The organism is Mesorhizobium sp. G2-6-1 (genome assembly GCF_055809095.1).
This window is the reverse complement of record NZ_CM147896.1, coordinates 2,860,885-2,886,152: the sequence shown is the minus strand read 5'-3', so window position 1 is coordinate 2,886,152 and position 25,268 is coordinate 2,860,885. Positions and strand designations below refer to the sequence as shown.

The window sequence follows — 25,268 nt, the reverse complement described above, 5'->3', positions numbered from 1 at the left end:
CATGCGACCGCATTCCACTGTTCTCACGGCACTGTTTCTGTCCATCGCAACAATACCGGCCATTGCTCAGGAATGCGGCGGCGATTTTGGCTCTTGGAAGCAGGAAATCGCAAACGAAGCCAAAGCCAGTGGCGTCGGCGAGCTTGGCCTGCAAGCGCTGAAAGCAGCCTCACTCGACAACAAGGTGCTTGCACGAGATCGTGCTCAAGGCGTGTTTACGCAGACATTCATCGAGTTTTCCGACCGCATGATTTCGGCTTATCGGCTCCAGCAGGGTGCCGCGAACCTCAAGAAATATGCCGATGTCTTTGCCCGCGCCGACCGGGAATTTGGCGTCCAGCCACCAATTATCACCGCATTCTGGGCGCTGGAGACGGATTTTGGCGCGGTACAGGGAGATTTCCACACCCTGAACGCTCTTGTCACACTCGCTCATGACTGCCGCAGACCAGAACTCTTCCGCCAACAGATAATCCCGTTATTGACCCTGATTGACCGGCGCGTGCTGCCCGCCGATGTAGAGGGGGCCTGGGCCGGTGAAATCGGCCAGACACAGATACTTCCCTCCGATTATCTGGCGCGTGGCGTGGACGGCGACGGCGACGAGATAGTCGATCTGCGTGGCTCCGCCCCCGACGCCATCATGACCACGGCCAACAAGGTTCTTTCACGCGGATGGAAACGCGATCAGCCGTGGATTGAAGAGGTTCGCGTGCCCGATGAATTGCCCTGGGGTGAGACGGGGCGCACCAACAAGCTGTCGCTGTCGCAATGGTCGCAGTGGGGTGTTGTCAGGCCCGACGGGACACCGCTCATCGACAATGGCCTCAAAGCCGGTCTTGTTCTGCCGATGGGCCGCAAGGGACCGGCTTTTCTCGCCTATGACAATTTCGACGTCTATCTGCAGTGGAACCAGTCATTCACCTACGCTTTGACCGCCGCCGTTCTGGCGACGCGGTTTGCTGGTGCCCCGCCCTTCGATCAGCGCAACCCCGAACCCGGATTGAACGGCGACCAGATGAAGGAGCTTCAAACGAAGCTGGTAGCCATGGGTTACGATGTTGGTGGCATCGACGGCATTTTGGGCACCAATACGCGCGAAGCCGTTCGCAACGAACAGGCCCGCCTCGGCATTGCCGTCGATGGCTGGCCGACCCAGGAATTGCTGGCAAAACTCTAAAGCGCAACGCAGTCAATCGGATGGCAAATTCCGGCACGCTGGTGGGTTCAATCCGCCATTGTCTCCAGGCTCGCAAATCCCTCTGGCGCTTCGCCTTCGTCAAACGGTGTCGTCACCTCGACAAAGGTATCGGGATAAAATCCATTGAAGCGCGTTCGCAGCGACAACGAATAGGCACCGATATGGCCGATTTCGATCCAGTCGCCGGTATCGACCGTTTCAGGCAACCAGAATGGCCGCGACAAAATATCGACGGAATCGCAAGTCGCACCGCATACCTTGAATGGCACGATCTTTTTGCCCGAACCGTTACGCGAACGGATTGCAGGATCAGGGATGAAACGCGCGGGCAGCGTTATCTTGCCTGTCCATGAATCCGACAGTGACGCCCAGATGCCGTCATTGATGTAAAGGCGCTTGCCCTTGCGCAATAGCACCCGCACGATGAGAGAAAAGCACCGCGCCACGATCACCCGGCCGGGTTCAGCCACCAGCGGCATCGTGTCGAACTGGTACTCCTTCAGGTCGCCCGATAGGCGCGACATGATTTGCCCGAGCGAGGGCATTTCGACATGTTTGCGGTTGGGATCATGGCCATACTCTGCCGGAAAGCCACCGCCGACATCAAGCCCCGCCAACTCGAAACTCAGGCGATTGCGGATCCAGTCTGCTGAAGCGAGCGCCCTTTCATAGGTATCAGGATCTTCAATCTGGCTGCCGACATGGAAGCACAGGCCAACCATATAGCCAGTGCGCGCAAGGCGCTCGGCAAGTTCAACCGCATAGGCCGGCCCCGCACCAAATTTCTTCGACAGTTCATAGGCCGCGTGGCCCTTGGTCTGCACCCTTACGAAGACGGTGATCGAGCCGGGATCAATGTCGAGCGCACGCACGACGCGGGTCAGCTTGGTAATTTCGTCCTCATGGTCGATGGAGATGACGCGAATGCCATATTTTTCCAGCGCCAGCTTTATGTCCGACTGCGCCTTGATCGGATGCATATAGAGCATCTCCGCATCGCTCGAGACCTGACGCACAGCCGCGAATTCGCCGGGAGACGCAACATCGAACGCATTGACGCCAGCTTCCACCAACGCCTTGAGCACCATTGGCTCGCCATTGGTCTTGACCGCATAAGCGGTTTTGCCCGGAAACATGCCCATGAATTGTACGGCGTCCGCTTTCAACACTTGCGGCCGAAAACAGTAAATCGGATCGTCGGGCCTCAGCGCCAGTGCCGCTTCTCGTGCATTTTCGAATCGCTGCATCATGCCAGTCCTCATTTTCCTCACTCACAATTAATGCAGGCAGGCGTAAACGAAAACAATTCCTCCCCTGATTGCGCCATTGGCGCATCTCATGCGTGAAAACAATGATATGAAGTGTATTCCCATGAATCCCTTCAGACACGACCCGTTTCAAGGGCCACAGATGGGCACCAATCTGACAATGCTCCGGTTTCGGGTGGCAAGCGCCTGTCACTGATCTATGACAAGCGAGAGGTAGCGCCATTTTGGGCATATTGATCAGGGCAATCACATGACGACAACGACCAAAATTGCGACACGCGGGCCAATGACGCTCATCGACTGGGCGCTCCTCATCGTCCTTGGCACCATATGGGGCGGATCATTCTTCTTCGCTCGCATCGCCGTGTCGGAGGTTCATCCGCTGACATTGGTGTTGTTTCGCGTCTCTATTGCAGCGGTCGCACTCCATATCTACCTTGGGGCACGCGGCCCCGCATTTCGCCTGGCATTGCCTCACGCCGGCATGTTCTTCGTGTTGGCGCTCACCAATAATGTCATTCCCTTTTCGCTGATATTCGCAGGCCAGACCGAATTGGGCGCCGGGCTGGCCTCCGTGCTCAATGCAACCACCCCCTTCTGGACGCTCATCATCGCAGCCGTCCTGACCAGCGACGAACAATTGGCGTGGAACAAGGTTGCTGGAATTGCACTTGGCATAGCCGGGACTGCGGTGATGATCGGGCCGGGTTTGCTGGCCGGTCTCGGTGGTCCTGTATGGGCGAAATTCGCGCTGATAGGTGCGTCCTTGTCCTATGCCGTCGCATTCATGGTCGCCCGCTATTTCCGGGGTCTACCTCCGCCTATCGTCGCTACAGGGCAGCTAACGGCGTCCACGATCATCATGCTCCCCATCGTTCTTCTGACACAGGGGCCGGCGGGGCTTTTCTCTGCTTCGCTGCCCGTCTGGATGGCAATCCTTGCACTCGCATTGGTGTCGACCGCCTTCGCCTATATTCTTTTTCAATCTCATTGCCTCGGCGGGCTCCACCAACACTTCTCTGGTCACGTTGATCGTGCCAGTCAGCGCCATCCTGCTTGGCATTGTGTTTCTCGGCGAACATATCGAGGTCTACGAACTTTGCGGGATCATCCTTATCGGTCTTGGCCTCATCACGATCGACGGGCGGCTCGTTCACAAAAAATGACACGATCGCGCCACAGTTTATTCACAACGCGCCAGTGTTAAATTGCCAAATCATTTCAATGCCTAGCTAGATCGATTGAGTGAAGGATTTCACATTTACGTCGCAATGCAGCATATTTTCTGCTTGCCTGTGATGCAAATGACCCTAGATTCCCCCATAGCTTTGCAACTGAGGAGGCTATCCATGGGACTTACGAGGCCAATCAACGCATTAATGATCTGCGCTGCATTTGCTTTCATCGGCGCTCTCATTATGGGCGTTCTTCCATAACCCCGCGCAAGCGGCAGAAGGTTAGCACCTGACAAGCAAACAATCGGAAAGGCCGGGTTTTACCCGGCCTTTTTGATTATTGGTGTCAGTGCATATCGAAAATCATCCCGGCTTGGCTCATGCTGCCGCTGAATTCGCAACCGGGCCATGTGAACGGATACCGATCATGTGGCACATGGCAAAAACCAGATCAGCGCGGTTCATCGTGTAGAAATGGAAATCGCCGACGCCGCGCTCGACCAGATCCATGACCTGCTCGGCCGCAACCGCGGATGCCACCAGCGCATGAGTTTGCGGATCATTTTCAAGCCCGTCAAAACGCTCAGCCAGCCACGCAGGAACCTGCGTGCCACAACGTGAGGAAAAATTGGCGACCTGAGCGAAATTGTGGACTGGCAGGATACCCGGAACAATCGGGATATAGATGCCAGCCCGCCTCACCCGCTCGACATAGCGTTCAAAAAGATCGTTATCGAAAAAGAACTGGGTAATCGCCCGTGTCGCACCATTGTCGACCTTGCGTTTCAGCATGTCGATGTCGGTGACGAAATCCGGGCTCTCAGGATGCTTTTCCGGATAGGCCGAGACAGAAATATCGAAATTTCCAGCCGCTTTCAGCGCGCCAGTCAGTTCGGCACCGTTCGCATAGCCTTCCGGATGCGGTTGATAGGCGCTGCCAGCACCTTCTGCCGGATCGCCACGCAGCGCCACAAAGCGGGTCACACCCATATCGCTAAATTCGCGAACAACCCGGTCGACATCACCGCGCGAGGCATCGACGCAGGTCAGGTGCGCTGCCGGGATCAGCCTCGTCTCCGTCAGAATGCGCTTCACAGTTCGCGCCGTACGCTCGCGCGTCGAACCACCGGCACCATAAGTCACCGATACGAAGTTGGGCCGCAATGGTTCCAACCGCTTGACTGTCTGCCAGAGCCTTCTTTCCATATCGTCGTTCTTTGGCGGAAAGAATTCGAAGGAAACCCTGATATTGTCGCCAATGTCAGACCTGCGCGAGAAGCGAAACTGGTTCATCAAGCAATTTCCCCGATTTGACGGTTGTTGAGTGATTGGCTCTCCGGTGAGGGATCGGCAATCAGCATTCGGCGATCACGACCGAGCCAGAGTTTGACCGTCAGCTTGGCCTGGGAGCCTCCACGCGGTTCGAAATCCTGGCTCTTCTCGACATCGAGCCCGGCCTCGTCCAACCATTCGGACATCTGTTTGTCGGAGAAGCCGAGGCGCTGATGCGCATGTTCGTCGCGCAAAAACTCCAGATTATGGGCATCGAAATCGACGATAATCAACCGACCCGAAGGGCGCAGCAGGCGAGCTGCTTCCCTGATGGCGCGGGCTGGATCATCAAGATAATGCAAAACCTGGTGGATGGTCACAAGATCGAACGCATCGCGCTCGACCGGCGGCGAAAAGATGTCGCCTTGACGCACCTGCGCATTGGAAATGCCAGCCTTGTCCAGATTGGCACGCGCCACCGTCAGCATTTCACGCGACATATCAATGCCAACGCCGCGACGGTAAAGCGGGGCAAAGAGTTCCAGAAGCCGCCCTGTCCCCGTGCCGAGATCAAGCATTGACTGAAATGGCCGTTTGCCGACAAGGTTTAGCAGGGCGTTCTCGACGGCTCTGTCAGGCACATGCAACGAGCGTATATGGTCCCAACTTGCGGCATTTTGCGAAAAATATTTGGCGGCACGTTCCTGACGCTTGCGTTTAACAGTCGCCAAACGCTCAAGATCGCGCTCGATCTGCGGATCGGCGTCTTTGATGCCACCGATAAGCCCGTGCACGAACTCGCGCGCCGCATCTGTATCCGAAAGGCGGAAAAATGCCCACGACCCTTCCTGATAACGCCCGATCAACCGTGCTTCCTGAAGCAGCTTGAGATGGCGTGACACGCGCGGCTGCGACTGCCCGAGAATTTCGGTAATATCGGAGACGGTCAGATCGCCGCGTGTAAGCAGAGCCAGAATGCGAAGCCTGCTGGATTCGGCAGCAGCCTTCAGGATATCAATCATCGTATCGAGCGAAACATGCATGGCGCGTCTTCATTTTCGAAAAGATATAAAGATATGTTTATGTTATTTTTGCCTGTAGCGCAATGCCAATCTCGCCCGCTCGGCAATTGCGGCACACCGATGCACCGTTAACGGAGACAGTGACCCATGTTTGATAAAAGAGACGGAGAGCAGCGCCTGGAACACGATCCGGCCACGATGGACGCCGATGGCCATGTCGTCTTCATTGGCCGCATTGTTTCACCATGGACCACCCGCGAGACGTGCCCCAAGAACATGCGTGCCGCGCGAGAAACAGGAAAGCCCGCCAGCCTGTTGATCGACCCACCTTATCGCGACGGCCTGCGGGGCCTGGATGGCTTCTCCCACATAAATATTCTGACATGGCTGCATCATTCACCGCGGAATCTGATTATCCAGAAGCCACGCCATGCATCAGAGGTAAAAGGGGTTTTCGCATTGCGCTCACCCGTTCGCCCCAACCCGGTTGGATTGCACACGGCCAGATTGCTCGCGCTTGATCTGGCCAGCGGCCGGATCGATTTAGACGCAATCGACGTGCTGGATGCTACACCCGTCATCGATATCAAGCCCTATCTCGCCTCGGTCGATTGTATTGCACAAGATGGCACTGACGAGCAGGATACAAAGTGAGTGGAAAAACAAGTCGCCGGCGCGCTATTGCCAAGGCACTGACTGCGCTTTTACCGTTGGCCCCTTTCGCCGACATGGAAAAGATACGCGCCGACGCTGGTGCCCCGCATATGAAAACGCTGCCGCCATCCATTGCCGTGTGGTTGGCAACGATTGCACATGTTCGACATACCCATACCGACTACGACAAATTGCTGGCGGAGGGTTATGACCGCGACGCGGCACGTTTTTTCGTCATAGAGCCAATCAATACATGGCTGACCAAATGGCGCGCCACCCGTTTGCTCGACCCCGATGATGACGATTGAGACAGGCGATAGAAAGCCAACTCCACGCCGCAGACCGCTACATCATCCTGAGCAGCGCACCGCCAATCGAGTAACCGGCCCCAAACGCACAAAGCAGGCCGAAATCACCGGATTTCATATCGGCATGGTTTTCACCAAGCGCAACGATAGCCCCTGCCCCGGCTGTATTGCCAAGACGGTCGATCACCATCGGCGCCCGGTCATGATCAACGTCATGGCCGAACGCCAGGCGCAGGATCATCGCGTTCATGCGCGCATTGGCCTGATGCAGCCAGAAGCGGCGGATTCCGTGCGGCGTCAGCCCGTGTTCGGCCAAGAATTCGACAATGAACTTGTGCCCGGCAACCGTAACTTCCTTGAAGACCTTGTTGCCCACCTGCTTGATCATATTGCCTTCAAGGTCGATCATGTAAGGGTCGGCCTGCGCTGTTCGCGTCAGATAGCCAAGATTGGTGCGAATGTTGTTCGACATCTGCGTCCAGGTTCTCGTATCCAGAACCTCGAAACGCCCCGCGCGTTCCTCACCATCATCGAGAGCTTCCACCAGCATGGACACCGAAGCGTCACCGAAGATGAAATGCGTCTGCCTGTCGCGGAAATTGAGATGGCCGGTGATAATTTCCGGCGTCGTGACCAGCACCCTTTTTTGCGCACCTGAACGCACCAGATTGACCGCAACATGCAAGGCAGCAGCCGCCGAAGAACAGCCAAGCCCCATATCGAACCCCGAACCTCGCGTTCCCAGTGCGTGCTGGATTTCGATCGCAATCGAGGGATAAGGCCGTTGCAGATGCGACGACGAACAGATGACGAAGTCGACATCGGCCGGCGCAACTCCTGCATGCGCCAACGCCTTGCGCGCCGATGCGATACCGAATTCAGCCTGAACCGACAGGGCATCGTCTGGCCGCGCCGGGATATTGGGAGCCATGCGTGCCGGATTGAGAATGCCGTCTTTCTCTATCACATGACGCGTCTTGATGCCCGACGCATGAACGATGAAGGCGCTGTCGGACTTTTGCAGCAAATCCTGCCCTGCAATGGAGCGGCGGGCATTTTCAACATCGGCCCATGAATTGAAGCTCTCGACCAATTCTTCATTGGTAATCGAGGCCTCGGGAATTTGTATGCCGATTCCGCTGATTGTGACGCGTTGCATGTTCAATCCGTTCTACGAGCGATCGCCGCCATGCGCATATATGAACTGCATGGCTCCGGTGCCACCAGCCAGCTTCACGCATCACGAGATCACTTAAAGCCGTCTGGCCACAATGAACAGGCGTGGAAATCTCAGAAGCACCTTACCATCAGTGGCCGGCGGATAGGCCGCAGATATTTTGGCCAGATAGCGTGCCAGGAAATCTTTCCTCTCATCTTCATCGAGAGGATCGAGGAACGGCTTCAAGGCGGTCGACCTGAACCACTCGACAATTGCTTGCGCGCTGGTCATCGTATGATTGTACACCGTGTGCCAGATGTCGATCCGGTCCGCCAGAGGCGACAGAAGATCGTAATAAAATGTCGGTGAAGGTAGTGGCTCGCGCCCCGCAGCAGCGATCTTTTCAGCAAAAGGCACCTCGCTCGCAACCTCCCGCATCAGCCGATGCGACGGCTCACCAATATTATCCGGCATTTGCACGGCAAGCGCGCCGCCTTGCGCGAGAAGCCCCATCAGGCGCTGCAATATGGCCGGATGCTCGGGTAGCCACTGAAACACCGCATTGGCGAAAATGACATCGACCGGCTGTTTCGGTTGCCACACTGCGGCATCCATCAGCTCGAAATTCACCTGTGGAAGGCGTTTGCCCGCTTTGTCGATCATGTCCGGCGATGCATCGAAACCACTGACCTGTGCATCAGGCCAGCGTTCTACCAGAAGTTCGGTCGAGTTGCCCGGCCCACAGCCGATATCGACCACATGCTTCGGGCTAGCGACTGCAATTTGCGCAACAAGATCACGCGCCGGACGTGTCCGCTCATCCTCGAATTTCAAATATTGGGCGGCGGACCAGTCTGGCATTGCGGTTCGTCACTTTCTACCGCGTCAGGCGCTTGTATGTCATGCGGTGCGGATTGACGGCCTCGGGACCGAGACGGCGAATCTTGTCCTGCTCGTAGTCCTCGAAATTGCCCTCGAACCATTCGACATGACTGTCGCCTTCAAAAGCCAGGATGTGCGTCGCCAGCCTATCCAGGAACATGCGGTCATGCGAGATGATAACGGCGCAACCGGCAAAGCTTTCCAGTGCATCTTCAAGTGCGGCCAAAGTTTCCGTGTCAAGATCGTTGGTTGGTTCGTCGAGCAACAGCACATTGCCACCGGTCTTGAGCATCTTGGCCAGATGAACGCGGTTGCGCTGGCCACCTGAGAGATTGCCGACTTTCTGCTGCTGGTCTTGCCCACGGAAATTGAATGACGAGCAATAGGCGCGGGTATTGGCATCGAACTTGCCAAGTTTAACGACTTCGGCACCGCCGGAGATTTCTTCCCAAACGGTCTTGCCCGGATCAAGCTGATCGCGGCTCTGATCGACATAGCCAAGCTTGACTGTCTCGCCAACGCGGATCGAGCCACCATCCGGCTTCTCTTGACCGGTAATCATGCGAAACAGCGTTGTTTTACCAGCGCCGTTCGGGCCGATCACACCGACAATGCCACCAGGCGGCAATTTGAATTCAAGGTCGTCGATAAGCAGTTTATCGCCATACCCCTTGGACAGTCCTTCAACCTCGATCACCACATTGCCGAGCCGCTCACCATGGGGAATGACAATCTGTGTATCGCTGGGCCGCCGCTTGTCGGCTGCTTCCAGAAGATCCTGAAATGCCTGAATACGAGCCTTGGATTTGGTTTGGCGCGCCTTCGGAGAAGACGCTATCCACTCGCGTTCGCGGCCGATCGCCCGCTGGCGAGAATCATCCTCACGACCCTCCTGCTTGAGACGCTTGGCCTTGGCTTCGAGATATTTCGTATAATTGCCCTCGTAAGGAATGCCCCGGCCACGGTCGAGTTCGAGGATCCATCCGGTAACATTGTCCAAGAAGTAGCGATCATGGGTAATGATCATCACCGCACCGGCATACGCACGCAGATGCTTTTCAAGCCATGCAGTGGTTTCGGCATCGAGATGGTTGGTCGGCTCATCGAGCAATAGCAGGTCGGGCTGGCGCAAAAGCAGCTGGCACAACGCCACACGACGGCGCTCACCACCCGAAAGCTTGGTCACATCCGCATCTTTGGGCGGGCAGGCCAAAGCCTCCATCGCCATTTCCACCTGCTGTTCAAGGTCCCACAGGTTCAGGCGGTCCATTTCATCCTGGAGCTTGGCCGATTCGTCGGCCGTCTCCTCGGAATAGTTCATCATCAGTTCGTTATAGCGCTCGATGATGGCGGTCTTGGCGACAACGCCGTCCATGATATTCTCGAACACGGTCTTTTCGGCATCGAGAGCAGGCTCCTGAGCCAGATAGCCGACGGTTGCCCCCTCGGCCAGCCATGCTTCACCGTTCCACTCCTTGTCGATCCCGGCCATGATCTTCAGGATCGTTGATTTACCGGCCCCGTTGGGTCCGAGAATACCGATCTTGGCGTCGGGGTAGAAAGAGAGATGGATATTTTCCAGCACCTTCTTGGTGCCATAGGCCTTGTTGAGACCGGCCATGTGATAAATAAATTGCCGTGCCACGCGCACTATCCCCGTCAAAATGAATGGAAGTTGCGGGCTATGTAGGCGATGAGCGGCGAAACGGCAATCGCTTTCCGGTTTTCTCTGCTTTCATGACACATTTGCCAGTCTTGACGCGCACAGCATCGCATATTCAAAATCGCATACAGGAGCAGGCCATGCCATTTGATAGACAGACAACATTGGCATCGCCAACCGGTGCGCACCTCAATCTCTATTGGAAAAATGCGAAAGCCCCGGCCCGCATCGTCGTCCAGATCAATCACGGCCTTGCCGAACATGGCGCGCGTTATGCCCATTTCGCTGAATTTCTCGCCGAACACGGTTGTCACGTCTACGCACACGATCATCGCGGCCACGGCCTGACAACAGCGCCAGACGCCCCCAAGGCAGATTTGGTCAAGCCGATGGCGGCTTGAAGGTTCTGGCCGATGTTGAAGCGGTCCACGATCTGATAGCCGGCGAACACCCCAATCTGCCGGTCATCATTTTCGGCCATTCGATAGGAGGGCTCATTGCTCTCAATTTTGCATTACGCAATGCACGCCGGCTTCATGGCGCGGCCATCTGGAATGCCAATTTTTCAGCAGGCGCGCCTGCTTATGCCGCACTGGCGGTTCTTGCCTGGGAGCGTTTCAGGTTAGGAGCTGACGTGCCATCGCGCCTGCTCCCCAAGCTGACCTTTCAGGCATGGGGCAAGGCAATACCCGATCATCGCACACTCTTCGACTGGCTCTCGCGCGATGCGGCGGAAGTGGATGCCTACATTGCCGATCCGCTCTGCGGCTGGGATGCTTCGATTTCGCTGTGGCGCGATCTGTTCGGCTTCATCATGCATGGCGCAAATAACGCCAATTTTTCTGGAATGGCCAAGAACTTGCCGATCAATCTGGTCGGCGGTGAAAGCGACCCTGCAACGAATGGAGGCAAGGCCGTCAGCCAACTGGCAGCGAGAATGAGGAAAATGGCATTTTCAAATGTGGACATGAAAATCTACACTGATACCCGCCATGAAAGCCTCAACGAGATAAACCGCGCCACCGTCATGAACGACTTTGCTGCATGGATCGACCGCACACTGAAATAGCGGCGTCCAGTTATTGGCCCATTGCAACTATCGTGACATCACAGCCGTCGATTGCTAGATCGGTTCACCTGTTCAATCGAAATCGACTCAATTCTAGAAAACCGCCCGTTCACGTCCAATCTATGGTTTGGTGACTCATGGCCGAAACTCCGCTGAAAGGCGTCCGCGTTATCGAACTGGCTCGCATCCTTGCCGGGCCCTGGGCTGGTCAATTGCTTGCCGATCTCGGTGCCGACGTCATCAAGGTGGAGAGCCCCGAGGGTGACGACACCCGCAAATGGGGTCCGCCATTCGTCACCGGCGAGGACGGCGAGAACCTTTCAGCCGCCTATTATCATTCCTGCAATCGCGGCAAACGTTCGATTGTGGTCGATTTTTCCACGCCCGAAGGGGCCGCGACGATCCGCAAACTGGTTTCAACCGCAGACGTCCTGATCGAGAATTTCAAGCTTGGTGGGCTGAAGAAATATGGTCTCGACTATGAGAGCCTGAAAACGGTCAATCCGAGCCTCGTCTATTGTTCGATCACCGGTTTCGGGCAGGACGGCCCCTATGCCGCGCGTGCCGGCTACGACTTTATCGTTCAGGGCATGTCCGGCCTGATGTCGATCACCGGTGCAGCCGGTGGCGAGCCGCAAAAAGTCGGCGTTGCCGTCACTGACATTTTCACCGGTCTTTATTCGGTCATTGCCATTCAGGCAGCTCTTCGCCATGCCGAGAACACTGGTGACGGCCAGCATCTTGATATGGCGCTGCTTGATACGCAAATGTCCGTACTGGCCAATCAAAACCTGAATTATCTGGTTTCGGGCACGCCCCCGGTACAAATGGGCAATGCGCATCCCAATATCGCGCCCTATGAGGTGCTGCCGGTCAAGGATGGCCATTTCATCCTCGCCGTTGGTAATGATAGCCAGTTCCGCAAATTCTGTGCGGCCATTGGCAATGAATCACTCGCCGACGATCCGGCCTTTGCCACCAATTCAGCGCGCGTCACCAATCGTGCCGCCTTGCGCGAGGTAATGACAAAAGCCCTCTCATTGATGGAGCGTGAAACCGTGCTTGTCATGTTGGAAAAAGCCGGCGTACCAGCAAGCCCCATCAATGACATTGGTCAAGCTTTTGCTGATCCACAGGCAATTGCGCGAGCCATGCGCATCGACCTCGATGATGGTCATGGCAATCATCTGCCCTCGGTTCGCGCCCCGATCATGTTTTCGCAAACACCACTCACTTATCAGCGTCCTTCGCCAAGGCTGGGCGAACATACGCAGGAAATCCTCGCAGAACTGGAGCAAGGCAAATCATGAAGACCGGCGGCAGGCTTATCGTAGATTCATTGGAAGCCAACGGCGTCGATCGCGTTTTCTGTGTGCCTGGAGAATCCTATCTGGCGGTTCTCGACGCCCTGCACGATTCGAAAATCGAGACGATCGTCTGCCGCCAGGAAGGCGGAGCATCAATGATGGCGGATTGTCATGGCCGACTGACCGGACGCCCCGGAATTTGCTTCGTCACACGCGGTCCCGGCGCAACCAACGCCTCGCCGGGCATCCACATAGCGATGCAGGATTCGATTCCGATGATCCTGTTCATTGGCCAGATCGCGACGCGAGCGCGCGAGCGCGAGGCTTTTCAGGAAGTGGACTATCGCGCCTTTTTCGGCCCCATCGCAAAATGGGCAACCGAGATCGACGATGCAGAGCGCATCCCTGAAATCCTCACACGCGCTTTTTCCATTGCGACGTCGGGGCGTCCCGGTCCGGTCGTTATCGCATTACCCGAAGACATGCTGACCAGCCTTGCGGACGCTCCCGCAGCCCTGCCCTTCACCCCGGTTGAAACGAGGCCCGGACCAACCGAACTTGAAAAGCTTGAAGAACTTCTTGCCGAAGCAAAGCGGCCTTTCGCGATACTCGGTGGCACGCGCTGGAGCGAACAAGCCGTCGCTCATATGAAGCAACTGGCGACCAATTGGGCGTTGCCGGTTGGCGTCCAGTTTCGCCGTCAAATGCTGTTCGATCATTTAAACCCGCATTATGCGGGCGACGTCGGCATTGGTATCAATCCGAAACTTTCAGAGTACATCAAGGCTTCCGATCTGGTCCTGTTGATTGGCGGCCGGTTTGGCGAGATGCCTTCTTCCGACTATACGCTGCTCAAAAGCCCATATCCTGAGCAAAAACTGGTTCACATCCACCCCGACACCAGCGAATTGGGCCGCGTCTATCGCCCCACACTCGCCATCAATGCCTCGCCATCAGCTTTCGTAGAAGCATTTGCGTCACGAAAGCCGGCCAAAACACCCGTGTGGGAAAGCCACACGAAAGCCCTTCACCTTGATTATCTGAAATGGTCGACACCGCCCGAAACCGGTCCCGGAGAGGTTCACATGGGCCCGATCATCAACTATTTGAAAAAGTTCTCCCGGACGACGCCATACTGACCAATGGTGCCGGCAACTACGCCACATGGGTACACCGCTTCTACAATTTCCAACGCTACGCCACGCAAAGCGCCCCGACATCCGGCTCCATGGGCTATGGCACGCCTGCCGCGGTCGCCGCAAAGGCTCTTTATCCAGAACGAACCGTGGTCGCTTTCGCTGGTGACGGCTGCTTCATGATGAATGGGCAGGAATTTGCCACCGCCGTGCAATATGACCTTTCCATCATCGTCATTGTCGTCAACAACGGCATTTACGGCACCATCCGCATGCATCAGGAGCGCGATTATCCAGGCCGCGTCTCGGGCACAAACCTCATCAACCCCGATTTCGCCGCCCTCGCCCGCGCCTATGGCGGACACGGTGAAACGGTCGCAAAAACCGCCGAATTCGCTCCCGCATTCGAGCGCGCGCAAGCCAGCGGCAAGCCCTCCTTGATCGAAATCAAACTTGACCCGGAAGCGATAACGCCGTCGCGAACATTATCGGACATCCGCGAAAAGCGTTAGAGCAATTCAAGGAAAAGTGTGCAGCGATCAAGCCACGGCGAGTGCCTGTGCCAGATCGGCGACAAGATCGTCCGGGTGCTCGACGCCGATCGAAAGCCGGATCGTCGTATCCAGCACGCCGATGCGTTCGCGCACCTCGATGGGTACACCCGAATGGGTCATCGCCGCAGGATGGCTCGCAAGCGATTCCGTGCCGCCGAGGCTGACCGCAAGTTTGAACACCTGAAGTGCATTCAGGAACGCAAAGGCCGCCTTTTGCCCGCCGCGAATATCGAATGAAAAGGTCGAACCAGCACCGCTGCATTGCGCTTTGAAGACCTTGCCTGCCGGCGTTTCCTCTCCCAGAAATGGCAGAAAATGGACTTTGGCAACCTTGGCGTGGTCACGCAGAAATTCGGCTGTAATCTGGGCATTGACGTTGGCGCGGTTCATACGGATCGACAGCGTTTCCAATGAGCGGCCAAGCATCCAGCACGAATGTGGGTCCAGTTGTGTACCGATAGCGCCACGCAGCGCCTTGATCGGCTTGGTCACCTCCTTGCTGCCCATAACCGCACCCGCGATGAGATCTGAATGTCCGCCGACATATTTGGTCAGCGAATAAAGCGATATATCTGCGCCAAACTCGATTGGGCGCTGGAATACCGGGCCGAGCAGCGTGTTGTCGCACATCACCACTGGTCTAAAACCCTGACTTTTGCCCAGTTCATCGGCAATGCGCCGCATCAATGCGATGTCGATGACACTGTTGATGGGGTTGGACGGCGACTCCACCAATATGATCGAAACCCGCCCCTTTGCGGTTGCCTCGTCTGCCGCCTTGCGTACCGCCTGTTCGTCAACGCCGTCAGAGAAGCTGACAGCACTGATACCGAAGCCAGCGAGCGTGCGCGCAAGTAGCGTTTCAGTGCCGCCATAAAGCGGTTGTGAATGCAGCACCACATCGCCCGGCCTTGCATAGGCAAGCACAGCCGTCGCAATTGCCGACATACCGGATGAAAACAGGATGCAAGCCTCGGTGTTTTCGTAGATGGCCAGACGATCCTCGACGATTTCGCTGTTTGGATGGTTGAAGCGGGAATAGACAAGCCCGGATGTTGTGCCACTCGGCGGCTCACGGCGGCCGGATGTGTAATCGAAGAAGTCGCGCCCCTCTTCAGCCGACTTGAAGACGAAGGTCGAGGTCAAGAACACCGGCGGCTTGACGGCTCCTTCCGAAAGTTGCGGATCAAAGCCGTAACCCAGCATCAGCGTTTCAGGATGGAGCTTGTGATTGCCGATATGAGTTCTGGATTGCTTGGGAGCGGTCATGATGTTCCTCGCTGTGAATTGCTAGAGCGGGATGAGGAAAAGTGGGCACCGGTTCCCCCCGCATCCCGCTCTGATTTATGGCAATCTATCACCGTCAAACGCCCAAAATGCAGCAGAAAATTGCCGACGGCATGGATCATGAAGTCGCACAAACCGCAATCGATGCATGGCTTCCCGTCAAGAGAACGGCGCCTCTGATGTGAAATCGGAGACGCCGTTCTTTTAATTTCTGGCGCGGCTCAGTGGTTCTATTAAAAACGGAGCCGCCTTAGTTCTCGCGCATTACTGGATCGCTTTATCCGTAATGGCAGTCGTATAGGCACCCTCGGGTTCCTTGGTGATGATCTTCTGATCAAGCAACGCCTTTGCCGTCCGTTCATAGGCTTCCGGGATGAGCTTGCCATCGGCATTGTCAACCAGCTTGGCAACTTCGCTCATCATGCGTTTTTGATGGTTCTCATCCTGCCCGCCATTATCCATGACGATTTCGGCAGCCTCATCAGGATTTTCGGTGGCGTATTTCCAGCCCTTCATCGAAGCGCGCACAAAACGCACCATCTTGTCTTCGAAAGCCGGGTCCTTGAGGTTGTCTTCCAGCGCATAAAGGCCGTCTTCAAGCAGATCGTTGCCCATTGCAGTGTAGTTGAACACGATCAGATCGTCCGGCTTGTAGCCTGCATCCATCAACTGCCAATATTCATTATAGGTCATAACCGAGATGCAGTCCGCCTGCTTCTGGATCAGCGGCTGAACGTCGAAGCTCTGCTTGAGCACGGTAACGCCATCGGGCCCGCCTTCAGTCGAAAGGCCAAGCTTGTTCATCCACGCATAGAACGGATATTCGTTGCCGAAGAACCAGACGCCGAGTGTGTGGCCTTTGAAATCGGCTTCAGTCTTGATGGGGCCATCTGCCGGGCAGACCAGCTCCATGCCGGCTTTCTTGAACGGTTGGGCGATATTTACCAGCCCGACGCCTTTTTCGCGCGCAGCCAGCGCACCGCCCATCCAGTCAACGATAACATCGGCACCGCCACCGGCAATTATCTGCTCTGGCGCGATATCGGGACCACCCGGCTTGATGTCGACATCGAGCCCTTCTTCTTCATAAAAGCCCTTGTCCTTGGCTACGTAATAGCCACCGAACTGGGCCTGCGTTACCCATTTCAATTGCAGCGTCACCTTGTCAGCCGCCATTGCCTGGAAAGCAGCCAGCGACATCGCACCGGCCAGCATGGGAAGTATCAGTTTTTTCATTTTGTTACCCTCTGGAGTTAAGTTTCAAAGCCTATCATTCGTTAGGACCTGTTGACTATCAGGATTTGGAGCGTGGTAGCCAACAAGCCCCAGCACGTCTATCCACCTCGGACAGACGGATGCCAGAATGTCGTAGCTCTCTCGATGAGAGCAATGACACCATAGAAAACCGAACCCGCAAGTGCTGCAACTGCGATTTCAGCCCACACCATATCGACATTCATTCTGCCGACTTCGGTTGAAATACGAAAACCCATGCCAACCACCGGCGTCCCGAAAAACTCGGCAACGATTGCGCCAATCAGCGCCAGCGTGGAATTGATCTTGAGGGCGTTGAAGATAAACGGGGCAGCAGCCGGCAGACGCAGCTTGAAAAGCGTCTGCCAGTAATTGGATGCGTAAGTGTTCATCAGGTCGCGTTCCATGTGCCCTGACGCCGATAAACCTGCAACCGTGTTCACCAGCATTGGAAAGAACGTCATGAGAACGACGACAGCTGCTTTCGATTGCCAGTCGAAACCGAACCACATGACCATGATTGGCGCGACACCAATAATCGGCAGAGCCGAAACCAGATTGCCAATCGGCAGCAGACCTCGACGCATGAACGGCACGCGGTCGGCAAGGATCGCAGCCATGAAGCCTGAACCACACCCAAGAACATAGCCGATGAAAACCGCCTTGAAGATCGTTTGATTGACGTCCGCAGCCAGGATTGGCAGCGAATTGGCAATACGCACGCCAATGGCGCTTGGCGGCGGCAGCAAGATGAAGGGAATGCCGGCACCGCGGGTCACCGCTTCCCAGATGATCAGAATCCAGACACCAAAGATCGTCGGTATGACGAGCCGAACCGCGATGGAAATCTGCCGCAATCCAATCTGCATTGAAGACAGCACAGTTACGCAGCGCCAAGCAAGAAGCCAAGCCGCGCCAATCAACAGAAAGAATGGCGCCTTCGCCGTTCCCTCAAAACCGGCAATGCCTCGGATGAGAAGCCACGCCGCAACATGCGCCCCGACAAACAGCAACACCGCCTCAATGACCGGCCCAATCTTGACCAACGATACCAACCCCGAACAGACAAGCAGTCCGAGGATAATCCACTTCGTCGCCTGATAGGGATACTCGCCCGCTGCCGCCGCTTCAGGCGAGGTCATGGCACCCATGAAGATGGCAATCAGGCACAATATGAGAGCCAGAACCGCCTGCCATGAGAACTTGAAGCCGCTCATGCCGCTCTCCCGCCCATCGAGCGTTCAACGAAGCGACCGACAATGCCGACGCTCACCACCAGCAAAGCGGCAACCACGGAACCGGCCACCAACGCCGCCCACATGTCGATCGACTGGCTGTAATAGGCACTGGCAAGAAGCTTGGCACCGATGCCTGCCACGGCACCGGTCGGCAATTCACCGACGATTGCCCCCACCAGACTGGCCGCCACGGCCACCTTCATCGACGTGAACAGGAAAGGGACTGAAGCTGGCATACGCAGCTTCCAGAACGTCTGCGAACGGCTGGCATTATAAGTGTGCATCAGGTCGAGATTCATCAGCTCAGGCGAGCGCAACCCTTTCACCATGCCGACCGCAACGGGGAAGAACGACAGGTAAGTCGAGATCAGCGCCTTGGGGATGAGACCGGTAATCCCGACCGCCGCAAGCACTACGATAATCATCGGCGCAACAGCGAGAATGGGGATTGTCTGGGACGCAATGATCCACGGCATGAGGCTTCGATCAAGCGTTGTCACATGCACAATCCCGACGGCAATCAGAATGCCCAGCAGCGTCCCGAAAGCAAAGCCGAGCAACGTCGATGAAAGTGTCACCCACGAATGATAAACGAGGCTGCGGTTGCTCGTAACCTTGCGCATGAAGGTGTTTTCAAAGAAATTTGTCGCCACCTGATCTGGCGTCGGCAGTGTCGGCTTGGCCTGTGTCAGCGTCTTGCCGATGAATTCGACCGTCCCCGGCATTTCTCCCGAGCGACGATCAAGGTCGCGCTGGAATGGCGCGTTGAGAACAACGGCAAAAACATACCAGACGACCACAGTGACCGCCAGAATTGAGACTACCGGAACAATCTTGTCACGAAATGAGTCCATGATCAGCGGCCTCAATCGTCATAGCTGTGACCGGCCCGCAAGCCGTCACGCACTCTGGCGGCAATTGCCAGGAACTCCGGGGTCTCGCGGATATCGAGAGGGCGCTCTGCCGGCAACGTCGATTCGATAATGTCGGTGACACGGCCCGGACGCGGCGACATGACAACAATACGTGTCGACAGATAAACCGCCTCGGGGATGGAGTGCGTAACGAAGCAGATCGTCTTGTTGGTCCGCCCCCACAATTCCAGCAATTGTTCGTTGAGATGGTCGCGCACGATTTCATCGAGCGCACCGAACGGCTCGTCCATCAACAAAAGGTCGGCATCGAAGGCCAGTGCCCGAGCGATAGAAGCACGCTGCTGCATCCCGCCTGAAAGCTGCCACGGATACTTCTTCTCAAAACCCGTCAGATTGACCAGATCGAGCGTATGCTTGATGCGTTCATTCTGTTCGGATTTCGACAGGCCCATGACCTCAAGCGGCAAGGCCACATTGCGCTCGATCGTACGCCAGGGAAACAGCGCCGATGCCTGAAAAACATACCCATAAGCCCGCGCCTCACGCGCCTGCTCAACCGTCATGCCATTGACGGCAATGGCACCCGATGTCGGTTTCTCCAGATCGGCAATTACCCGCAGCAAAGTGGTCTTGCCACAACCCGACGGCCCGATAAAGGAGACGAACTCGCCCTTGCTGATTTTCAGATCGACATCGGCAAGCGCCTGTACCGGCCCATCGCTGGTCTGGAATGTAAGGCCAAGTCTGCTTGCCTCGACAACGGTTTGTTTGGCTGGCGTCAAGCTCGCTCCTGCTCCCATTGGTGAATGCATTGTCACCTTGCTCACACCCCGGTCGCCGGGATGCCGGTGCGCTCTATCTTGCGCGGCGCAGAAATATCCTTCCAGGTCGATAGCGCCCGGTTGACCGCTCCATTTGCCTCGCGGGCCACAAACTTGCCATGACCGGGTTTCGACTTGACGTCAGTCTCCTCGATGGCCAATTCACCACGCGTAAAGACAAAGCGTGGCAAACCGGTCACCTCGAAGCCTTCAAACACATTGTAGTCGATGACCGACTGCTGCTTTTTCGATGAAATCGTCTTCTTGCGCTTCGGATCCCAAACCACGATATCGGCGTCCGCACCTTCAACGATGGCACCCTTCTTCGGATACGTGTTGAGGATTTTGGCGATATTGGTGGACGTTACCGCAACAAATTCGTTCATGGTCAGGCGACCGGTATTGACGCCCCGTGTCCACAACACCGGCATGCGGTCTTCAAGCCCGCCCGTACCATTCGGGATTTTCGTGAAATCGCCAACGCCATTGCGCTTCTGCTCGGTGGTGAAGGCACAATGGTCCGTCGCCACAACTTGCAGCGACCCGGCTTGCAAGCCCGCCCAAAGTGAGTCCTGATGTTGCTTGTTTCGAAACGGCGGGCTCATGACGCGGCGCGCCGCGTGATCCCAATCCTTGTCGAAATATTCGCTCTCATCCAGCGTCAGATGCTGGATCAGCGGCTCGCCAAAGACCCGCATGCCTTTTTGACGGGCGCGGCGGATCGCTTCATGGCTCTGCTCGCACGACACATGCACCACATAAAGCGGCACACCGGCCATATCGGCAATCATCACGGCGCGGTTGGTCGCCTCACCTTCCACCTCCGGGTGGTCGCGAATAAGCATGGCCTTCGGGCCCATTATTACCTTCAGCAAGCAGTTTTTGCGAAAGTGCGGCCACCACGTCGCCATTTTCGGCATGAACCAGCGGCAACGCGCCAAGGTCCGCACAACGCTTGAACGAAGCATATAATTCGTCATCGTCCACCATCAGCGCGCCCTTATAGGCCATGAAATGCTTAAACGAGGTAATGCCTCTATCGACAACCTGGGCCATCTCTTCGAAAACCTGCTTGTCCCACCATGTGATCGCCATGTGGAAGGAATAGTCGCAGGAAGCCTTGGAGGTCTTGTTGTCCCACCTCTGCAACGCTTCCAGCAAAGACTGCTTGGGTGCAGGCAGGCAAAAATCCACCACCATCGTCGTGCCGCCTGCAAGGGCGGCACGCGTGCCGCTCTCGAAATCGTCCGCCGAATAAGTACCCATGAACGGCATTTCGAGATGGGTATGCGGGTCGATGCCGCCCGGCATGACATAGCACCCGGTTGCATCGAACTCCTGGTCCCCGTGAAGGTCCGGCCCTACGCCAATGATCTGGCCATTTTCGAACAGCACATCCGCCTTATAGGTGCGGTCGGCTGTCACCACAGTACCGTTTTTGATGACCTTTGACATTTTTCTCGCTCCCCATATTTCGGTCTATCATATTGTTCGTTTTATTGGATACGCGTTTCCCGGCGCGCAGCACTTCGTCACCACAGTTCAATCTGTAATTTTGCCCGTCATATCCGGCTAGGTCGTGGCATCCGTTACGATTTCAGCCGTTTCGACAACAGCATGAAACAAGACATCGGCACCAGCCGTCGCCCATTCCTTGGATATGTCCTCAGCTTCGTTATGGGAAAGCCCATCCACACAAGGACACATCACCATGGCCGTCGGGGCGACCCGGTTGATCCAGCACGCATCATGGCCTGCCCCCGACACGATATCGCGGTGAGAATAGCCAAGCCGTTTCGCTGCATCGCGAACAGCTTTCACACAGTTCTCGTCGAAGGTGACCGGATCGAAATGTCCGACCTGCTCAACTTCGAACCCGATGTCCAGTGCCTCGCAAATTGTCTCGATTCCCGCGCGGATACGCTCATCCATCGCGTCGAGCGTCGCCTTGTCGGGTGAACGAATATCAATGGTGAAAACGGCGCGCCCGGCGATGATGTTGCGCGAATTCGGATAGACCTCCACGTGACCGATCGCACCGACGGCATTTGGCTGGTAGTCCATCGCCACTTCATGCACCAATTCGGTAACACGCGCCATGCCAAGTCCCGCATTACGTCGCTTCGGCATTGGTGTGGAACCGGTGTGACTTTCCTTTCCCGTCAATGTCACTTGCAGCCATTTCAAACCCTGCCCGTGCGAAACGACACCGATATCAATGCCTTCGTCTTCAAGGATCGGCCCTTGCTCGATGTGCAATTCGAAGAATGCATGCATCTTGCGCGCGCCAACTTCCTCGTCACCTTTCCAGCCAATCCGTTCCAGTTCGTCACCGAAACGCTTGCCTTCCTTGTCTTCCCGGCCATACGCCCAATCCTGCTTATGCACACCAGCAAAGACACCCGAAGCCAGCATAGCCGGCGCATAGCGCGTGCCTTCTTCATTGGTCCAGTTGGTGACGACGATGGGATGCTTGGTCTTGATGCCAAGATCGTTGAGCGATCGAATGATTTCGAGCCCGCCAAGCACGCCCAGAACTCCGTCATATTTGCCGCCCGTCGGCTGCGTATCGAGGTGACTGCCAACATAGACCGGCAGCGCATCCGGGTCGGTTCCTTCACGACGGGCAAACATGGTGCCCATCTGATCAAGGCCCATTTCAAGACCTGCTTCCTCGCACCATGTCTTGAAAAGACTTCGGCCAACACCATCCTCGTCGGTCACAGTCTGGCGATTGTTCCCTCCGGCAATGCCGGGGCCGATCTTCGCCATTTCCATCAAGGAATCCCACAAACGGTCTGAATTGATTCGTAGATTCTCGCCGGGTGCGGACATATGTTTTCCTTTCATTACCATTGTGCGACGGGCGCCATTGTTGTCGGCGCCCGTCATAATCTTCAATCAGTCGATCATCCGCAACACTTCACGCACATGGTCGACCAACTCGTCGATCTGGCCCTTGGTGATGATCAGCGGCGGTGACAATGCAATGATATCGCCGGTCGTTCGGATCAGCGCGCCGCGTTCAAAAGCCTTGACGAAAGCGGAAAACGCACGCTTGGTCGGGTTGCCCGCAATCGGCTCGAGTTCGATAGCACCGATCAGGCCGATATTGCGAATATCGATGACATGCGGCTCGTCCTTCAGGGAATGCAGCGCCTCTTCCCAATAGGGTGCCAGTTCCGCGCCACGAGTCAAAAGACCCTCTTCCTTGTAGGTATCAAGCGTTGCAAGCGCGGCAGCACATGCCATCGGATTGCCCGAATAGGTATAGCCATGCATGAATTCGATCAGATGTTCCGGCCCGGTCATGAAGGCATCGTGAATTTCCTTCGACACGAATACCGCACCCATCGGGATCACGCCGTTGGAAACGCCTTTGGCGGTGGTGATGATGTCGGGCGTAACGCCGAAATAGTCAGCCGCGAACGGCGTGCCGAGCCGACCAAACCCGGTAATCACCTCATCGAAAATCAACAATATGCCGTGTTTGGTGCAAATCTCGCGCAGCTTTTGCAAATAGCCCTTCGGCGGCAAGATGACGCCGGTCGAACCGGCAACGGGCTCGACAATAACGGCAGCGATTGTTGAGGCGTCATGCAGCGTAACGATCCGCTCCAGTTCGTTCGCCAGTTCCGCGCCATGTTCCGGCACACCCTTGCTGAACTGGTTCTTTTCGGGAAGATGCGTATGCGGCATGTGGTCGACACCGGTCAAAAGCGAACCGAACATTTTCCTGTTCGATACGATGCCGCCAACTGAAATACCGCCGAAATTAACCCCATGATAGCCGCGCTCGCGGCCGATCAACCGGGTGCGCGCGCCATCGCCTTTGACGCGCTGATAGGCAATTGCCATCTTCAGTGCTGTATCAACCGATTCCGAACCGGAATTGGTGAAGAAAACATGGTCCATACCTTTTGGAGCGACATCAACCAGCTTGTTGGCCAGTTCGAAAACAACGGGATGTCCCATCTGGAACGCCGGGGCATAATCCAGTTCAGCAGCCTGCTGCTGGATCGCTTCTGTGATTTTTGGTCTGCAATGACCGGCATTGACACACCACAGCCCAGCCGTGCCGTCCAAAATCTTGCGCCCATCGCTCGCCGTGTAGTGCATGTCCTTGGCAGCAACCAACATACGTGGCGTCTGCTTGAATTGCCTGTTGGCCGTAAACGGCATCCAGAATGCACTGAGATCGTTTGGCGTTACTTTGAGCCGGTTTGACATGACCAAGCTTCCCTTCGTTATTGTTTCTATCCGGCCAACGCTTGGTCCTCGACGCAATTTCATGCTACGAATTTTTGACCGAATGGACAAACGTTAGCACCGCCATATGAGCGGTCAAGAGATTAGTAGCCGAAATGCCACTCTTGGGGGGCGTTCCACAAGCCAGCAAAAGCTGGTCCAGAGCATTGGTCCAGATTTCAGCCGAAGTCTTGGCGCGCATGGAATGAAGGCAGACATGGAAGCTCCAGTTCCACGACGTACACGTATTCAGCAGGAAAAACGGGAATTGATCCTTGAGGCAGCTCTGGATGTGTTCTCGGCCAACGGCTTTCGTGGCGCGACCATTGACCAGATTGCCGAGGCGGCGGGCATGTCGAAGCCAAACCTGCTTTACTATTTTCGCCGCAAGGAAGACATTCATGAAACGCTGATGCAGCGCTTGCTGGAGAAATGGCTCGCGCCATTGCGCGACTTCGACGACGCCGGAGATCCTGTTAGCGAACTGAAAAGCTACATCCGCCGCAAGCTTGAAATGGCGCGCGACTTTCCCCGCGAAAGCAGGCTGTTTGCCAATGAAATCCTGCAAGGCGCGCCACGCATCATGCCGATGCTGGAGGGGAATTGAAACGTTTGGTGGATGACAAAGCCGAAATCATTGACGGCTGGATGCGCGTAGGCAAACTTGCCAGGACCGATGCCAGGCATCTGATCTTCGCGATCTGGGCAACGACCCAGCATTATGCCGACTTCGATGTTCAGGTACGCGCCGTTCTCGGGCCGGACCGCAGCGGCGACGCCCGTTTCGAGGACGCCGCCCGTTTTCTTGAGCAATTGATCATCAACGGCCTGACGCCACCGCGATCATCGCCGCCGTCTTTATAAAACGGCAATAC

At 56.1% G+C, this 25,268-nt stretch carries 17 protein-coding genes and 5 pseudogenes; 8 read left to right on the top strand and 14 right to left on the bottom strand.

Features of this window, described 5'->3' with window-relative positions:
- Position 1 precedes the first annotated feature (1 nt).
- Positions 2-1,180, top strand: a complete 1,179-nt coding sequence (locus tag AC0L7S_RS13855; protein WP_473474297.1) for a lytic murein transglycosylase — start codon at positions 2-4, stop codon at positions 1,178-1,180.
- 47 nt (positions 1,181-1,227) lie between these two features.
- Here AC0L7S_RS13855 and AC0L7S_RS13850 read toward each other — a convergent pair whose 3' ends face one another.
- Positions 1,228-2,448: an alanine racemase gene (locus AC0L7S_RS13850; RefSeq protein WP_473474296.1), complete on the bottom strand. Its 1,221-nt coding sequence runs from the start codon at positions 2,446-2,448 to the stop codon at positions 1,228-1,230.
- Positions 2,449-2,755: 307 nt separating this feature from the next.
- Here AC0L7S_RS13850 and AC0L7S_RS13845 point away from each other — a divergent pair.
- Positions 2,756-3,635: pseudogene (locus tag AC0L7S_RS13845) on the top strand (DMT family transporter).
- 387 nt (positions 3,636-4,022) lie between these two features.
- Here AC0L7S_RS13845 and metF read toward each other — a convergent pair.
- Together metF and AC0L7S_RS13835 are read right to left on the bottom strand one after the other, a co-directional pair.
- Positions 4,023-4,937, bottom strand: a complete 915-nt coding sequence (gene metF, locus AC0L7S_RS13840) for a methylenetetrahydrofolate reductase [NAD(P)H] (RefSeq protein ID WP_473471585.1) — start codon at positions 4,935-4,937, stop codon at positions 4,023-4,025.
- A complete protein-coding gene (locus AC0L7S_RS13835) occupies positions 4,937-5,959 on the bottom strand; it encodes an ArsR/SmtB family transcription factor (RefSeq protein ID WP_473471584.1) in 1,023 nt (340 codons plus the stop codon). The genes metF and AC0L7S_RS13835 overlap by 1 nt, the downstream gene beginning before the upstream one ends.
- A gap of 126 nt (positions 5,960-6,085) precedes the next feature.
- On the opposite strand from AC0L7S_RS13835, the gene tsaA reads away from it, so the two are divergent.
- A complete protein-coding gene (gene tsaA, locus AC0L7S_RS13830; RefSeq protein WP_473471583.1) occupies positions 6,086-6,592 on the top strand; it encodes a tRNA (N6-threonylcarbamoyladenosine(37)-N6)-methyltransferase TrmO in 507 nt (168 codons plus the stop codon).
- Complete coding sequence (locus AC0L7S_RS13825) at positions 6,589-6,900, top strand: DUF2293 domain-containing protein (RefSeq protein ID WP_473471582.1); 312 nt, start codon at positions 6,589-6,591, stop codon at positions 6,898-6,900. Before tsaA ends, AC0L7S_RS13825 begins: the two co-directional genes overlap by 4 nt.
- 37 nt (positions 6,901-6,937) lie before the next feature.
- Here the strand turns inward: AC0L7S_RS13825 and AC0L7S_RS13820 are convergent, their stop codons facing one another.
- The 3 genes from AC0L7S_RS13820 to ettA all read right to left on the bottom strand — a co-directional run bounded on the left by AC0L7S_RS13820 (position 6,938) and on the right by ettA (position 10,586).
- Complete coding sequence (locus AC0L7S_RS13820) at positions 6,938-8,059, bottom strand: beta-ketoacyl-ACP synthase III (protein ID WP_473471581.1); 1,122 nt, start codon at positions 8,057-8,059, stop codon at positions 6,938-6,940.
- 93 nt (positions 8,060-8,152) lie between these two features.
- Positions 8,153-8,920, bottom strand: a complete 768-nt coding sequence (gene tam, locus AC0L7S_RS13815) for a trans-aconitate 2-methyltransferase (protein WP_473471580.1) — start codon at positions 8,918-8,920, stop codon at positions 8,153-8,155.
- 16 nt (positions 8,921-8,936) lie between these two features.
- Positions 8,937-10,586, bottom strand: coding sequence for an energy-dependent translational throttle protein EttA (gene ettA, locus AC0L7S_RS13810; protein WP_473471579.1), 1,650 nt, complete (start codon positions 10,584-10,586; stop codon positions 8,937-8,939).
- 158 nt (positions 10,587-10,744) lie between these two features.
- On the opposite strand from ettA, the pseudogene AC0L7S_RS13805 reads away from it, so the two are divergent.
- The 3 genes and pseudogenes from AC0L7S_RS13805 to AC0L7S_RS13795 all read left to right on the top strand — a co-directional run bounded on the left by AC0L7S_RS13805 (position 10,745) and on the right by AC0L7S_RS13795 (position 14,628).
- A pseudogene (locus AC0L7S_RS13805) lies at positions 10,745-11,673 on the top strand (alpha/beta fold hydrolase).
- Positions 11,674-11,810: 137 nt separating this feature from the next.
- Entirely contained in the window at positions 11,811-12,983 is a 1,173-nt protein-coding gene (locus tag AC0L7S_RS13800) for a CaiB/BaiF CoA transferase family protein (RefSeq protein ID WP_473471578.1), read from the top strand.
- Positions 12,980-14,628, top strand: a pseudogene (locus AC0L7S_RS13795) (thiamine pyrophosphate-binding protein). Before AC0L7S_RS13800 ends, AC0L7S_RS13795 begins: the two are co-directional and overlap by 4 nt.
- Positions 14,629-14,655: 27 nt before the next feature.
- On the opposite strand, the gene AC0L7S_RS13790 reads toward AC0L7S_RS13795, so the two are convergent.
- The 8 genes and pseudogenes from AC0L7S_RS13790 to aptA all read right to left on the bottom strand — a co-directional run bounded on the left by AC0L7S_RS13790 (position 14,656) and on the right by aptA (position 24,375).
- Complete coding sequence (locus AC0L7S_RS13790; RefSeq protein ID WP_473471577.1) at positions 14,656-15,939, bottom strand: cystathionine gamma-synthase family protein; 1,284 nt, start codon at positions 15,937-15,939, stop codon at positions 14,656-14,658.
- 282 nt (positions 15,940-16,221) lie between these two features.
- Positions 16,222-17,193 (bottom strand): ABC transporter substrate-binding protein, encoded by a 972-nt coding sequence (locus AC0L7S_RS13785; protein WP_473471576.1) that lies wholly within the window; start codon positions 17,191-17,193, stop codon positions 16,222-16,224.
- A gap of 98 nt (positions 17,194-17,291) precedes the next feature.
- Positions 17,292-18,428 (bottom strand): ABC transporter permease, encoded by a 1,137-nt coding sequence (locus tag AC0L7S_RS13780; RefSeq protein WP_473471575.1) that lies wholly within the window; start codon positions 18,426-18,428, stop codon positions 17,292-17,294.
- Positions 18,425-19,303 (bottom strand): ABC transporter permease, encoded by an 879-nt coding sequence (locus AC0L7S_RS13775; RefSeq protein ID WP_473471574.1) that lies wholly within the window; start codon positions 19,301-19,303, stop codon positions 18,425-18,427. The genes AC0L7S_RS13780 and AC0L7S_RS13775 overlap by 4 nt, the downstream gene beginning before the upstream one ends.
- 11 nt (positions 19,304-19,314) lie before the next feature.
- Positions 19,315-20,124 carry an ABC transporter ATP-binding protein gene (locus AC0L7S_RS13770; RefSeq protein ID WP_473474295.1) on the bottom strand — a complete coding sequence of 270 codons (810 nt, stop codon included), beginning with the start codon at positions 20,122-20,124 and terminating at the stop codon, positions 19,315-19,317.
- 23 nt (positions 20,125-20,147) lie between these two features.
- Positions 20,148-21,600, bottom strand: a pseudogene (hydA, locus tag AC0L7S_RS13765) (dihydropyrimidinase).
- A 117-nt stretch (positions 21,601-21,717) separates the two neighbouring features.
- Entirely contained in the window at positions 21,718-22,980 is a 1,263-nt protein-coding gene (locus tag AC0L7S_RS13760; protein WP_473471573.1) for a Zn-dependent hydrolase, read from the bottom strand.
- Between the two features lie 66 nt (positions 22,981-23,046).
- A complete protein-coding gene (gene aptA / locus AC0L7S_RS13755; RefSeq protein ID WP_473471572.1) occupies positions 23,047-24,375 on the bottom strand; it encodes an omega-aminotransferase AptA in 1,329 nt (442 codons plus the stop codon).
- Between the two features lie 235 nt (positions 24,376-24,610).
- Between aptA and AC0L7S_RS13750 the strand changes: the two are divergent.
- Positions 24,611-25,257: pseudogene (locus tag AC0L7S_RS13750) on the top strand (TetR family transcriptional regulator C-terminal domain-containing protein).
- Positions 25,258-25,268 lie beyond the last annotated feature (11 nt).